Source organism: Blastococcus sp. SYSU DS0552 (assembly GCF_054050815.1).
In genome coordinates this window covers 47,438-60,903 of record NZ_JBJHAB010000016.1, presented here as the reverse complement: position 1 = coordinate 60,903, position 13,466 = coordinate 47,438, and the positions used below count along the sequence as shown (strand labels likewise).

The 13,466-nt window shown below is 74.3% G+C and carries 13 protein-coding genes; 3 read left to right on the top strand and 10 right to left on the bottom strand.

All coding sequences use genetic code 11. From position 1 onward, the window contains the following. Positions 1-11: 11 nt before the first annotated feature. Together ACI8AG_RS15880 and ACI8AG_RS15875 are read left to right on the top strand one after the other, a co-directional pair. Positions 12-1,955, top strand: a complete 1,944-nt coding sequence (locus tag ACI8AG_RS15880) for a helix-turn-helix domain-containing protein (protein WP_456597832.1) — start codon at positions 12-14, stop codon at positions 1,953-1,955. Between the two features lie 20 nt (positions 1,956-1,975). Further along, positions 1,976-2,845: a 3-methyladenine DNA glycosylase gene (locus ACI8AG_RS15875; RefSeq protein WP_456597806.1), complete on the top strand. Its 870-nt coding sequence runs from the start codon at positions 1,976-1,978 to the stop codon at positions 2,843-2,845. A 63-nt stretch (positions 2,846-2,908) separates the two neighbouring features. Here the strand turns inward: ACI8AG_RS15875 and ACI8AG_RS15870 are convergent, their stop codons facing one another. The 5 genes from ACI8AG_RS15870 to ACI8AG_RS15850 are packed head-to-tail and all read right to left on the bottom strand — an operon-like array spanning position 2,909 to position 7,710. Then, complete coding sequence (locus ACI8AG_RS15870) at positions 2,909-4,042, bottom strand: branched-chain amino acid ABC transporter permease (protein ID WP_456590104.1); 1,134 nt, start codon at positions 4,040-4,042, stop codon at positions 2,909-2,911. Positions 4,043-4,053: 11 nt separating this feature from the next. Further along, positions 4,054-4,938, bottom strand: coding sequence for a branched-chain amino acid ABC transporter permease (locus ACI8AG_RS15865; RefSeq protein ID WP_456590103.1), 885 nt, complete (start codon positions 4,936-4,938; stop codon positions 4,054-4,056). Beyond that, positions 4,935-5,678 carry an ABC transporter ATP-binding protein gene (locus ACI8AG_RS15860; RefSeq protein WP_456590102.1) on the bottom strand — a complete coding sequence of 248 codons (744 nt, stop codon included), beginning with the start codon at positions 5,676-5,678 and terminating at the stop codon, positions 4,935-4,937. The genes ACI8AG_RS15865 and ACI8AG_RS15860 overlap by 4 nt, the downstream gene beginning before the upstream one ends. Next, positions 5,675-6,472 carry an ABC transporter ATP-binding protein gene (locus ACI8AG_RS15855; protein WP_456597805.1) on the bottom strand — a complete coding sequence of 266 codons (798 nt, stop codon included), beginning with the start codon at positions 6,470-6,472 and terminating at the stop codon, positions 5,675-5,677. Before ACI8AG_RS15855 ends, ACI8AG_RS15860 begins: the two co-directional genes overlap by 4 nt. 17 nt (positions 6,473-6,489) lie before the next feature. After that, entirely contained in the window at positions 6,490-7,710 is a 1,221-nt protein-coding gene (locus tag ACI8AG_RS15850) for a substrate-binding domain-containing protein (protein WP_456597804.1), read from the bottom strand. Positions 7,711-7,890: 180 nt separating this feature from the next. On the opposite strand from ACI8AG_RS15850, the gene ACI8AG_RS15845 reads away from it, so the two are divergent. Beyond that, the gene (locus ACI8AG_RS15845; protein WP_456590099.1) at positions 7,891-8,724 is read left to right on the top strand and encodes a tyrosine-protein phosphatase; all 834 of its coding nucleotides are present in this window, start codon (positions 7,891-7,893) and stop codon (positions 8,722-8,724) included. Positions 8,725-8,727: 3 nt separating this feature from the next. Here the strand turns inward: ACI8AG_RS15845 and ACI8AG_RS15840 are convergent, their stop codons facing one another. From ACI8AG_RS15840 to ACI8AG_RS15820, 5 genes are all read right to left on the bottom strand, one after another. Continuing rightward, positions 8,728-10,821, bottom strand: a complete 2,094-nt coding sequence (locus ACI8AG_RS15840; protein ID WP_456597803.1) for a diguanylate cyclase domain-containing protein — start codon at positions 10,819-10,821, stop codon at positions 8,728-8,730. Between the two features lie 175 nt (positions 10,822-10,996). Further along, positions 10,997-11,146 (bottom strand): hypothetical protein, encoded by a 150-nt coding sequence (locus tag ACI8AG_RS15835; RefSeq protein WP_456590097.1) that lies wholly within the window; start codon positions 11,144-11,146, stop codon positions 10,997-10,999. A gap of 207 nt (positions 11,147-11,353) precedes the next feature. Then, on the bottom strand, positions 11,354-11,815 hold the full coding sequence (locus ACI8AG_RS15830; RefSeq protein ID WP_456597802.1) for an SRPBCC family protein: 462 nt from the start codon (positions 11,813-11,815) through the stop codon (positions 11,354-11,356). An 80-nt stretch (positions 11,816-11,895) separates the two neighbouring features. Then, positions 11,896-13,059 carry an AGE family epimerase/isomerase gene (locus ACI8AG_RS15825; protein WP_456597801.1) on the bottom strand — a complete coding sequence of 388 codons (1,164 nt, stop codon included), beginning with the start codon at positions 13,057-13,059 and terminating at the stop codon, positions 11,896-11,898. Between the two features lie 9 nt (positions 13,060-13,068). Beyond that, positions 13,069-13,440, bottom strand: coding sequence for a hypothetical protein (locus ACI8AG_RS15820; RefSeq protein WP_456597800.1), 372 nt, complete (start codon positions 13,438-13,440; stop codon positions 13,069-13,071). Between the last annotated feature and the right edge of the window lie 26 nt (positions 13,441-13,466).

Below are 13,466 nucleotides of genomic sequence, written 5' to 3'. Positions count from 1 at the left end.
GACCGGCCAGAATGCCGGTCGTGTCCCAACCCGCGGCCCCGCCTCCCACCGGTGGCGCCCCGCGTCCGGCCGCGGGGTGGGCCGCCGAGTACTTCGAGCTGCTGCTCGGCGATGCCGCGGCGATCGAGTACGAACGCCCCCTGGTCCGGGCACGGGCGGCTGGGGCGGACGCCGACGAGCTGGCCGGGCTCGAGCGGCTCAAGCTGCTGGCGCTCGAGGTGCGCGAGGCCTTCGCCGCCCGGCGCCGCCGGGAGTCCGAGCTCACCGCCCTCTTCGACACCGCTAACGACCTCGCGGCGCTGCGCGGCGTCGACTCCGTGCTGACCGCCATCGTCCGGCGCGCCCGGCAGCTGCTGGGCAGCGACGTCTCCTACCTGACCCTGAACGACCCCCTGCGTGGGGACACCTACATGCGGGTCACCGACGGCTCGGTCTCGGCCCGGTTCCAGGGCCTGCGGTTGCCCATGGGGGTCGGGCTGGGTGGGCTCGTCGCCCAGACCGCCGCGCCGTACGCGACGTCGAGCTACTTCACCGACCCGCGGTTCCGGCACACCACCGAGATCAACGACGGCGTCCACGACGAGGGGCTCGTCGCGATCCTCGGGGTGCCTCTCGTCCGCGGCGCCCAGGTCGTCGGCGTCCTGTTCGCCGCCGACCGCGCCGAGCGCACCTTCGACCGGTCGCAGGTGTCCCTCCTGGGGTCGCTGGCCGCCCATGCCGCGATCGCCCTGGACAACGCCCGGCTCCTCGAGGAGACCCGGGCGGCGCTGGACGAGCTGTCCGCGGCCACCCGGCGGCTGCGCGCCCACACAGCGTCGGTGGAGCGGGCGGCCGGCGCCCACGACCGCTTCATCGACGTGGTCCTGCGCGGCGGCGGGGTGGAGGACGTCGCCGCGGCGGTGACGGAGGCCCTCGGGGGCAGCATCACCGTGCTCGACGAGGAAGGCCGGGCCGCCTCACCCGGTGCCGATTCGGCGACCGCGCTACCGCCCGACCCCGCCGGAGCGCTCACCCTGGCCCGCGCCACCGGACGGACGGTGCAGGACGGCACCTGGTGGACCGCAGCCGTGACGGTGGACAGCGAGCTGCTGGGCGGGCTGGTGCTGCACCGCGAGGAGGAGCTGGCCGACTCCGACCAGCGCATCCTGGAGCGCGCCGCGCTCGTCACCGCCCTGCTGCTGCTCATCCGCCGGACGGCGGGCGAGGCGGAGAACCGGGTGCGCGGGGAGCTGCTCGAGGAGCTCCTGAACCCCGGTCTCCGTGATCCCGACGGGCTGCGGGAGCGCGCCCGCAGGCTGGGTGCGGATCTGGACCGCGCGCACGCCGTCGTCGTCGCCCGGGTCGAGGCGCGGTGCCGGCCGCGGGCCCTGGCCACCGCGGCCCACCTGGCGGCGACCCGGGGCGGGCTCGCCGGCCTGCACGGTGGCTGCGTCGTCCTCTGCCTGCCCGGCCAGGATCCCGGTCCCGCGGCCGCCGTCGTCCATCGGGAGCTCGGGGCCGCCGGTGCCGGCGCGGTCACCGTCGGCGCCGCCGGACCGGCCGTCGGCCCTGGTGCCGTGGCCGCGGCGCACGCGGAGGCGGCGCGCTGCGCGGCGACCCTGGTGGCGCTCGGCCGCGCGGGGGACTCCGCGAGCGCGGACGAGCTGGGCTTCTTCGGCCTGCTGGTCGGTGAGGGGCGCGACGTGCCCGCCTTCGTGCGGGCGACGCTGGCCCCCGTGCTCGAGTACGACGCGAAGCGCGGCACGGACCTGGAAGGAACCCTGGAGGCGTTCTTCGCGGCGGGCGGCTCACCAGCACGGGCGGCGGAGAGCCTGCAGGTGCACGTCAACACCGTCACCCAGCGCCTGGACCGGATCGGCCGGCTGCTCGGTCGCGAGTGGTCCTCCCCGGCCCGCGCTCTGGAGGTCCAGCTGGCCCTCCGCCTGCACCGGCTGACCCACGTCGGCCCCGGCTGACCGAGCCCTACCCTGGGCAGGTGCAGCCGACCCTCGCCCAGCTGCCGGTCCTGCCGGTCGAGGAGTGGCAGGCGCGGGCCGCTTCGCACGAGGAACGCGTGGACCGGTGGGCTGTCCCCCACCGCGACCGCCGCCTCCGGGGCGATACCCACCCCGTGCTGGACTTCCTGTTCACCTACTACTCCGAGACGCCCGGCCGGCTCCGCCGCTGGCACCCCGGCCCGGACGTCGCGCTCGCCGCCCCCGCGCCGCACGGGGGTCGGCGCTGGTACGTGACCGACGGCGCGACCGTGCGGCTCGATGTCGCTGCCTTCCTGGCCGACCGCGGCGACACCGTGCGCTTCGTCCGGCGGCTGCTCGTGGCGACCGCCGCCCGCCCGACCTTCACCGGGTGCTTCGGCCTGCACGAGTGGGCGATGGTCTACCGGGACAGCGGGACCCGGCACCCGATCCCCCTCCGCCTCGGCCAGGAGGGCACCGACGCCGTCGTCGAGGCGCACCCGGTGCGGTGCAGCCACTACGACGCCTTCCGGTTCTTCACCCCACCGGCCGTGCCGCGCAACCGGCTGCAGCCCACCCGCGAGAACCAGCCGCAGCTCGAGCAACCGGGCTGCCTGCACGCCGGCATGGATCTCTACAAGTGGGCCTACAAGCTCAGCCCCGCCACCCCGGGCGAACTGGTCGTCGACTGCTTCGAGCTGGCCGTTGCGATCCGGGAGCTGGACATGCGGGCCTCGCCGTACGACCTGCGCGACCACGGCTATCCGCCCGTCCCGATCGAGACGCCACAGGGGAAGGCCGAGTACGTGGCCGGGCAGCGCGGGTTCGCCGCCCGGGGAGCCGTCCTGCGGCAGCGGCTGATCGACGTCTGCGACCGGTTGCTGGCGTAGCGGAGCACCCGCCCGTCGGGCAGGGGGTTCCTGGTCCGAGGCGTCGGGAGAGTCGGTCCTCGATCAGACCCCGTCGTGGGGTCGGCTCCCGCCGACCCCGGCACCGATCTCGTCCCGCAGCCGCTCCACCGCCCGGCCGGGCGGCGGGTCCTCGGCCTCGCGGCGGCGGCCGCGGCGTCGCGCGCCCAGCCGGTCCACCAGCCCGGCGATGCCGCCGGGCACGAAGAGGACGACGAGGACGAAGAGGGTCCCGAGGATGAACAGGGGTTCGGACAACGGCACCCGCAGCCAGGCGGGGAGGTCCTGGACCGCCGGGGAGGCGGCCAGGGCGGTCAGCCGGCTGTCCAAGTAGGTGTAGAGCACGCCGCCGAGCACCGCGCCCCACCGGCTGCCGGCGCCGCCGAGCACCACCATGACCAGCAGACCGATGGTGAAGTCGGCGGTGGTCACCCGGGGCGTGGAACCGCCCAGCAGCAGCAGGTGCACGATGCCGCCGAGAGTGGCCAGCAGCCCGGCCAGCACGAACACCAGCAGCTTGAAGCGGTACGGCCGCAGGCCCAGCACCTCCACTCGGCGCTCGTTCTCCCTGATCGCCTGCCAGACCCGCCCGGCCCGGGATCGGGTCACCCAGGTGACCACCGCGTACACCAGCACCAGGTAGGCCAGCGCCAGCCAGTACTTGTTCACGGTGTTGAAGACGCCGACGAACGCGTCGGGGATCGGGGTGCGGTCGACCGCCAGCCCCTCCTCGCCGCCGGTGAGCCCACCCGGGTCCTGCAGCACGATGATCGACCCGACCTGCGCGGTCGCCAGGGTGACCATGGAGAAGGCGATGCCGGAGACCCGCAGCGCCACGCTGCCGATCACCAGCGGGAGCACGATGCCGAGCACGGTCGTCGCCGCGACCGCCGCACCCAGCCCCCAGCCGAGCTCGGTCAGCAGCAGGTTGGCCCCGTACGTGCCGGCCGCGAAGTAGAGGGCGTGCCCGAACGAGAGCAGCCCGGTGAAGCCGAAGAGCAGGTCGAACGAGAGCGCGACCCCGCCGAACACCAGGCACAGCGCCAGCAGCTGCAGCGTGCCGGGGCTGTTGAGGACCCCGTCGAAGATCCCCGGCAGGTCCAGGGTCGAGTAGGGCAGCAGCGCCAGGACTACCAGCACCACCAGCGGCGCGAGCCGCCGCGCGTTCTTCCGGTTCACGGCCCCGTCCTTCACGCCAACCTCGCCGTCAGGCCGCTGGGACGGGCCAGGAGGACCACCGCCAGCAGCAGCACCACCGACAGGTCACCCACCCCGCTCGCGGCGTAGTAGTTCGCGAACTGCTGCACCAGGCCGACCAGCACCGCGGCGGCGGCCGTGCCGGTGATCGAGCTCATGCCGCCGATGACCACCACGATGAAGGCGAAGATCAGCAGGGAGGTGCCCTGCCCGGGGGAGATGGACCCCAGGTAGATGCCGCCGAGCGCCCCGGCGAGGGCCGCGAAGGCCCCTCCGATCGCGAAGACGAGGGTGAACGCCTTGCGGACGTCGATGCCCAGCGCCGTCACCATGGTCCGGTTCTCCACCCCGGCCCGGATGATCAGACCGACGCGGGTGAAGCGGAGGAACGCGAGCACGGACACCAGGACCACCACCGCGCTGGCGATGAGCAGGAACCGGTCGTTGGGCACGTTGGCGCCCAGGACCGATGTGGTGCCCTGCGCCCACTCCGGGCGCGGGAACGGCCGGGGGTCGGAGCCCCAGACCGCCCGCACGAGGGCCACCAGCGCGAGGCTGAGACCCACGGTGACGAGGACCTGCTCGATGTGCCGCTGGTACAGCGGCCGGATGAGCAGCAGCTCGATCAGGGCCGCGACCAGGGTGCCGACCCCGACCCCGAAGACCACGGCGAGGACGAAACCCCAGCCCGTGGAGCCGGCACCGGGCAGGTTGCCGGCCGCCCACCACGTCCCGTAGGCGCCGATCGTGAGGAACGCGCCGTGGGCGAAGTTCAGCACGTCCATGAGGCCGAAGATCAGCGAGAGCCCGGAGGCGACCAGGAAGTAGAGCGCTGCCAGGCCCAGCCCCGTGATGGCCAGCAGGACGAAGGTGGTCACCGGTGCCCTCCCCCGCTGGCGGCCACGCCGAGCAGCTCGCGGGTCCGGTCGGCATCGCCCAGCAGGTCGGCGGCCGGCCCCGACCAGGCCACCCGCCCCTGGTCGACGACGACGGCGTCGCGCGCCATCCGCTGGACGACGGTCAGGTTCTGCTCGACGAGCAGGATCGTCACCTCCTCGGCCGCGCGGGCCAGCACGTCGGCGACCTCGGCCACCAGCAACGGCGCCAGTCCCTTGGTCGGCTCGTCGATGAGCAGCAGCTGGTTGTCGTTGAGCAGCAGACGCGCGATGGCGACCATCTGCTGCTGACCGCCGGAGAGCGTCCCGGCGAGCTGCCGGCTGCGCTTCCGGAGCTCGGGGAAGAGCTCGTAGACCCGGTCGTGGTGGTGGTCGGAGTCGCGTCGCTCGGCCAGCGTCAGGTTCTCCGCCACCGTCAGGCCGGCGAAGACCTCCCGGTCCTCGGGGGCGTAACCGATCCCGCGGCGGACGATCTCGTGCGTCCGCCGCCCGTCGATCCGTTCGGTCCGGCCGTTCCCGCCGGTGAACTCGATGGTCCCCGAGGACGGGACCAGCCCGAGCACCGCCTTCACCGTCGTTGTCTTGCCCGCACCGTTGCGCCCGAGCAGGGCCGTCACCCCGCCGCGGCGGACGGTGAGGTCCACACCCTGCAGGATGTGGCTGCCCGACAGCCGGACGTGGACGCCGGACATACGGAGCAGCGGCGGCGCCTGCCCGCTCACAGCGACTCGCCCAGGTAGGCCTGCTGCACGGCCGGGTCGCTGGTCACGCGCTCCGGGGTGTCCAGCGCCAGGAGCTTGCCGTGGTGCATGACCGCGACCCTGTCGGCCAGGCCCAGCAGCACGTCCATGTGGTGCTCGACCATCAGCACCGTCTTGCCCTCCTCCCGGTGCACCGAGGCGATCACCTCGGTCAGCCCGGCGACGTCCTCGATGCTCACCCCGGCCATCGGCTCGTCGAGCAGGACGACAGCGGGGTCCGTGGCCAGCAGGATGGCCAGCTCGAGCTTGCGCTTGTCCCCGTGGGAGAGGGCTCCGGCGAGGTCCTCGCCGCGGCCGCCCAGCCCGACCCGCGCCAGCGAGCGCGTGGCGATCTCCTGCGCCGCATCGCCCGGCCGCACCAGCTGCCAGGGGCGCATGCTCCCGCCCAACCGGGCCTGCGCGGCCAGCCGGACGTTCTCGCGCACGCTCAGCCCGGCGAAGACCGATGACGCCTGGAACGTCCGCCCCAGACCCCGCCGGGCCCGGGCCGAGGGCGAGGCGCCGGTGATGTCCGCCCCCGAGAGGGTCACGGTGCCGCCGGTCACGGGGAGCAGCCCGGAGAGCAAGTTGAAGAGCGACGTCTTGCCCGCGCCGTTCGGGCCGATGACGGCGACGAACTCACCGGGGGCGACGTCGAAGGTGACGTCGCCGACGATCACCGCCCCGCCGATGGCGCAGCTGAGCCCGCGCACCTGCAGCACCGGCGCGCCCCCGGCGGGGTGGGCGGCCGGTGCCGCGGTGGCACTGGTGGACACCGGGTCCCCTCGCCGCGTCAGGAGGTGGCGACCGGAGGAGCGGTGTCCTCCGGAGCCAGCGTGTCGACCAGCACCGGGACGAACTCGCCGCCCTGCTGCTCGAGACGGGCCTGGAACATCGGCTGCAGGAGGGCGTGGTCCTCCGCGCGGATGGTCGTCTCACCCTTGACCCCGTCGAAGCTCCAGCCCTCGAGGGCGGAGATCATCCCGGCGACGTCGTCGGGGCTCTCCTCGACCGCGCGCACGATCATCTGGGCGGCGTTGCAGCCGTCGGGGGTGAAGATGTCCACTTCCCCACCGGCCGCCTCGACGCGCTCGGCCACGGCCTGGCTCATCTCGTTGTCGACCGCCTCGGCGAAGAAGTGCGACAGGAAGTTGAGGTCCGCGGCCTGCTCGCCGTAGGTGGGGTAGGAGGCGCGCAGGTCCAGGCCGGTGACGACGTTCGTCGCGTCGAACACGCCCTGCTGGCCCATGGCCTGCCACATCGCGGGCGCGGTCTCCCCGGCCCAGGCGACGAAGGTCAGGTCGGCGCCGGCATCCCGGGCCTGCGCGGCGAAGGGGGTGAGGTCGGTCGCGCTGGCCGGGACGAGCAGCGGCGTCACGGTGGCGCCGGCCTCGTCGCCCAGGACGGCGGTCACCGCGGCGACGTTCGCCTGGCCGAAGGCGCTGTCCTGGGCGAAGACGAGCACCTCCTTGCCGGCCGCCTCGCCGATGAAGGACTGCGCCGTGCGCACGTCCTGGTAGGTCTGCCGGCCGGACCGGAAGGTGTTGTCGTTGACCCCGGTCACGGCGTCGGTCGCCGCCGGGCCGGAGATGAACAGGACGTCGTTCTGCTCCGCCAGCGGCGCGACCTGGACCGCGACGCCGGAGGACGCCGAGCCGGCCAGGATCTGCACCCCCTGGCCGATCAGGTCGGTGGCCTCGGCGACGGCCTTGGCCGGGTCTCCGGCATCGTCGCGCTGGATCACCTCCACCGGCCGGCCGCCCACCTCACCGGTGCCGTCGGTCAGGTGGTCCAGGCACGCCTCGAAGCCCTGGAGGTACTGCGCGCCGTACGAGGCGAGCGGCCCGGACGTCGACGTGATCACGCCCACCTGGACCGGGGCCCCGTCCTCGCCGGCGCCGCCTCCGCTGCCCGCCCCGCCACCAGGGGCACCGGGGCTGCCGCACGCGGCCGTGAGCGCGAGGACACCTGCGGCCGCCGCGGTGCAAGCGGTCCGGGAACGGGTGCGGGACATGGCGATCTCCTCGGTGTGCGGGTGCACGAGTGGTCTGCACCACACCGTAGGGACGAGCTGATCACGTGCCCATGTGGACCGGACCCATACCGCCGGGTTGCATTGTGGGGCAGCGCACCACCCTTGCGGGGTCCGGTGCCCAGAGGCCACCGGCCGGGCTCAGGACGTACCGTCCCAGGCGTGACCTCCACGAACACCGACCGCTGGATCCGGCTCGACGGCACCACCAACATGCGGGACCTCGGGGGCCTGCCCACCACCGACGGCGGGCGAACGGCGGCCGGGCGGATCCTGCGCAGCGACAACCTGCAGACCCTCAGCGACGCCGACGTCCGGCGGTTGGTGCACGAGATCGGCCTGCGCCAGGTGATCGACCTGCGGACCACCGCGGAGATCGTGCTCGAGGGGCGCGGCCCGCTGCGCGGCGTCCCCGAGGTCACCCACCGGCACTTCACCCTGCTGCCGGAGCGCGGGCACTACACCGACGTCTTCGCGGTGGAGGAGGAGGAGCCGCAGCTGGAGCTCGGGGCCGGGTGGGCCGAGTCGCTGCTGCCCCGGCAGGTCGCGGCCCACGACGAGGTGGAGCCGCCGGCGGTGCGGTCCTACCTGGGCTACCTCGGCCAGCGGTCGGAGAACGTCGTCGGGGCGCTGCGCGCGCTCACCTCCGCCCCGGACGGCGCGTCGGTGGTGCACTGCGCAGCCGGCAAGGACCGCACCGGCGTGGTCTGCGCCCTCGCGCTGGCGGTCGCCGGGGTGCCGCACGAGGAGATCGTGGCCGACTACGCGCTGACCGCGGAGGTCATCGACGCGCTGGTGGCGAAGCTGGCCACCTCGCCCACGTACGCCGAGGACATGGTCACGCGCGACGTGGCCAGCCACACGCCGCGGGCCGAGACGATGGACCGGCTGCTGACCCTGCTCGACGAACGGTTCGACGGTCCGGCGGGATGGCTGGACGCCCACGGGTTCGGTGCCGACGAGCAGGCGGCGCTGCGCGCCCGGCTGCGCGACTGACGGTCAGCGGACGGCGCGGGCCGACCGGCTCCGCCGCTCCTTCTCCCGGTACATCGCCGCGTCCGCCTCGCGGAGCAGGGCGTCGGCGGTGCGCGCCCGCTCCGCGCCGAGCACGGCGACCCCGACGCTGGTCCCCACCCGCACCGGGGTGCCGTCGAGGCGGAACGGTTCCTCGAAGCAGGCCGTGATGCGGTCGGCGAGGGTCCGCGCCTGGTCGGCGTCAGCCAGGGCCGGCAGCACGATGGCGAACTCGTCGCCGCTGAGCCGACCCACCGTGTCGCCGGGGCGGACGGCGGCGCGCAGCCGTGCCGACACCTGCCGCAGGAGCTCGTCCCCGGCCGCGTGACCGAGCGAGTCGTTGACGTCCTTGAACCGGTCGAGGTCGCAGAAGAGCACCCCGAGCTGGCCGTCGGGGCCCGTCCCGGCGAGCGTCGCCTCCAGCCGCTCCAGGAAGAGCACGCGGTTGGGCAGCCCGGTCAGCGCGTCGTGCGTGGCCTGGTGGCGCACGGTCTCCAGCAGCCGGGCCTTCTGCAGCGCGGTGGCCGCCTGGTCACCGACACCCCGCAGCCGGGCGAGCACGTCGCCACCGAGCTCCTCGGGCGCCGTCCCGGACTCCCAGCTCGCCGTCGCGACGCCGAGGAAGGTGGCGCCGGCCAGGAGCGGCACCGCGACGACGTCGGAGACGCCGATGTCGGTCATGAACCGGCGCAGCACCGGGCTGCTGGTGGCGAGGCTGAGGATCCGGGGTTCGCGGTCGGTGAGCATGCCGACCAGCTCCGGGGTGTCCTCCGGCCGCAGCGGCGTCCTCAGGAAGTGCTCCCGCCGGAGCGGCTGGCTCCGGGCGGAGCTGCGGCCCTGCAGCTGCCCCGTCGCCGGATCCCAGAGCATCACCGAGGCACTGCTGCAGCCGATGACGCGCGGCAGGGCCTCCGCGACGACCTGGCTGACCGCCGTCGCGTCGCCGGCGCCGGCCAGCTCGTGGGCCAGCGCCAGCAGGGCGCCCGCCCGGTCGGCCTCCCGGCGCGCGTCCTCCAGGGCGATGAGCAGGTCCAGCGCCGCCGCCGCGTGCCCGGCGTAGGCGGCGAGCATCGCGTGCTCGTCGGCCATCTCGCCGTCACCGGAGGGGTAGATCGCGGCGAGCCGGCCGTGCCGGCGGCGGGCGGAGGCGACGTCGACGACCACGGCGGTGCGGCCCAGGTCGTCCCCGGACAGGATCCGCGCGGCCAGCTCCGGCAACTGGTCGTCGGGGATGCCGGCGCCGTGGACCAGGGGCGGACCGCCGTCCGGGTTGCCGACGACCAGCAGGTGCGCCGGGGCCAGCACGGCCTCACCGGCCCGCGCCACGATGCGGTGGAGGACGGTGTCGAGGTCGTCGCTGGCGACGAGGTCCCCGGCCGCGGACTGCAGCGTGCGCAACTGCCCCCGCAGCGCCGTCAGCTCAGGGTCGGCCGCGGCCCCGTCGGGCCGCCGGCGGCGGAATCGCGACCGCCGCTCCCAGGTGAGGCGGTAGACGCAGGTGCCGGTGCCGTCGACGCAGCACTCGGTGTGCGTGAGGACGCCGGGAGGCAGACCGAAGATGGCCGGGATCATCACCGCCAGCCCGCGGGCGTACGCGCAGTCCAGCGCCGAGTGGGTGTAGCCGTCGGCCAGGTGCAGGGCGACCGTCGCCGACGTCGCGGTGGTCTCGCGGACCTCCATGCGGGAGACGGTGGTGAACTTGGCCGCCGCCCGCGGCAGCTGGCGGAACACCTGGCGGGGCGTGCCCAGGGCGCGCAGGACCAGGAGCAGGGAGTGTCCCAGGCCGCTGCGCATCGCGGCCGTGCCCACGTGGAACATCGTGTCGGGGTCGCCCAGCACATCCGTCGCCGCGGCGAACAGCCGGATCCGGGTGGCGTAGCTCCACCAGCGGGCCTGGTCGGCGACCTGGTCGGCGACCTCGCCGAGCCCGGCCCGGTCGAGCACCGCGGCGACGGCGTCGTCCCCACCCGCGCGGCGGACGTAGGCGAGCACCCCGGCCATCGTGATGCCCGGGGTCTCCCGCGCCTCGGCCGGCGGCACGGCGGTCGCGCCGCCGCTGCCAGGTGATCCTGTGCCCACGGTCCGGTGATCGGCGCGCCACCACCCCCGCTTGAGCGGAACCGACCGGATCGGGTGAGGAACCCGCAGGTCGGACCGCGCCCTGCGGGACGAGCCCCCGGACGCACGCGACCCCGGTCTCGAGGGAGACCGGGGTCGGGGTGTTCCGGGGCCGCGCGCGCCGCGCGGCCAGGGCTCAGCGGCCGAGGAAGTGGCTGCCGTTCGCCATCGTCAGGAGCTCGTCGCGCATCGCCGGGCTGCTGCTGCGGGCCAGCGCCTTGTTCAGCGCCCGCCGGGTACGCGCCACCTGCCGACGCTGCCGCCAGCTGGTCGTCACGCTGCTCATCGTTACTGCCTCTTTCGTCGGAGTGATCTGCCTGCAGCCGTAGTAACGCAGGCGTGCACCACTCTAATCCGACGAAACGTCGGCAAACGTGAGACATGGCCGAAGGTTCCTCATTCTTTCGGGTGAGTCGCGCCACGTCGGAGCCCGAACGCACGACGGCGCCCACCCCGAGTGGGGTGGGCGCCGTCGTCGTGGCGGGGCGGGGGCTCAGCTCGGGCGCTGCACGTCACCCCGCCAGGCACCGGTCTCGGTGCCGCGGCTCTCGATGAACTCCTTGAACTTCTTCGCGTCGGCCTTGATCTGCCGGTCGTCGAAGCCGAGGACGGCACCGGCCTTCTCGACCAGCCCCTCGGGCTCCCAGTCGATCTGGATCATCACCCGGGTCTTGGCGTCGTCCAACCGGTGGAAGGTCACCACACCGGCGTGCTTGGCCTCACCGCTGGTGCTGGTCCAGGCCACGCGCTCCTCGGGGTGCTGCTCGGTGATCTCCGCATCGAACTCGCGCTTCACGCCGTCGATGTTGGTGACCCAGTGGGTGTGGGTGTCGTCGATCTGCGTGATCTTCTCGACGCCGCCCATGAACTGCGGGAAAGTCTCGAACTGCGTCCACTGGTCGTAGGCGACGCGGATCGGGACGTCGACGTCGACGGACTCCTGCACGCTGGCCACGTTCTCAGCTCCTCGTGTCGCTTGTTCGGTCGTGCGCCACCTACCCCGGGAGCGCCGGACCGACACGTGGAAGGAGCAGGTCAGCGCAGCGCGGCCGCGATGCTGCCGCGCACCGGCCGGTCCGTCACCAGCAGCATCTGCGCCAGGTGGTAGGCGTCGGGCTGCCCGGCCCAGGTGCCCTCGGCGACCTCCCCCGACGGCGTGAGCTCGTGGTGCCAGCTGCCGGTGGTGGGGTCGGCGAACCGCTCCTCGCCGTGCGCGCGCCAGCGGTCGGTCAGCGCCCGGTAGGCCGGCTCCCCGGTCACGCGGGCGAGCACCGCCGCCGCCGCCACCGCCTCGCACAGCACCCAGTGCATACGCGCACCGACCACGGGCCGGTCGTCCCAGTCGAGGGTGTACGGGAAGCCGTCCGCGCCGTCGGCCGCCCACCCGCGGGTCGCCGCGGCGTCGAACAGCGCGACGGCGTCGTCGAGCAGCCAGCGCGGCGGGTCGGGGAGGGCGGCGCGCAGGTGCACCGCGAGCCGCGCCCACTCGAACTGGTGCCCGATCGTGACCCCGTAGGGGCGGAACGGGTCGGCCGGGTGCGCCGCGTTGTGCTCGGGCAGCGGTTCCCAGTGGGACGTGAAGTGCTCGGGCAGCCGCCAGCCGCGCTCGCGGGCGAAACCGTGCACCACGCGCTCGACACTGCGCAGCGCCTGCCCGCGCAGCCTGGCGGCCAGGGCCGCGTCGTCGACCGCGTCGGCGGCGGCGAGCACCGCCTCGACGCCGTGCATGTTGGCGTTGGCACCGCGGTAAGGGTCCAGCCGCGACCAGGTGCGGTCCCACTCCTCCACCGCCAGGCCCGCGTCCTCGTCCCAGAACCGGTCCTGCCACACGTCGAGGGCGTCGTCGAGCAGCGCGCGCCCGCCCTCGATCCCGGCCGCGGTCGCCGTGGCACCGGCCAGGAGGACGAAGGCGTGCACGTAGGCGGCCTTCGTGCCGTCGGCGGCCGTCGCGCACCAGCCCCCGTGCACCGGGTCGTGGAGGGGCCCGCTGCGCAGCGCCTCGACGCCGTGCCCGGCCAGCTCGTCCGCCCCTGGCCGCCCCAGCAGGGCGGCCAGCCCGAAGACGTGGGTCATCCGCGCGACGATCCAGCCCTCCTGCGGCCGGTCCGCGAGCAGGTCACCGTCCGGGCCCAGGTACCCGAAGCCGTCCGGCAGCCGGGATCGGGCGGCGAAGTCCAGCAGCCGGTCGAGATCGATCACCCGGTCACGCTAGTGCGCGGCCCGCCGGTCGCCCACCACGCCGACGGCCAACCGGGCCGTCGCCACCCCGAGGACCGCGAGGCAGAGCACCCGGACGAACCCCGCGCCGATGTTCGCCCCGGCGTCACCCGTGGTCATCGCGTCGACGAGCACCATGACCACCGTCGCGGCGAGCACGACAAACCCGAGCCGCCGGCCGGCCGGGACTCCGGCCGCCAGGAGGACCCCGCCGGCGATCGCGCACACGTACCCGAGCACCTGGAGCAGCCACGGGGCCGTGCCCTGGTCCAGGTGCGGCCGCGAGCCGCCGATCCCGATCGAGACGCCGGTGAGCGCGACGAACAGCAGCAGGGCGACCAGCGCCTGGGCACGGCGGTCCACGACGGGCTCCCTCTCGAGCGACGAAC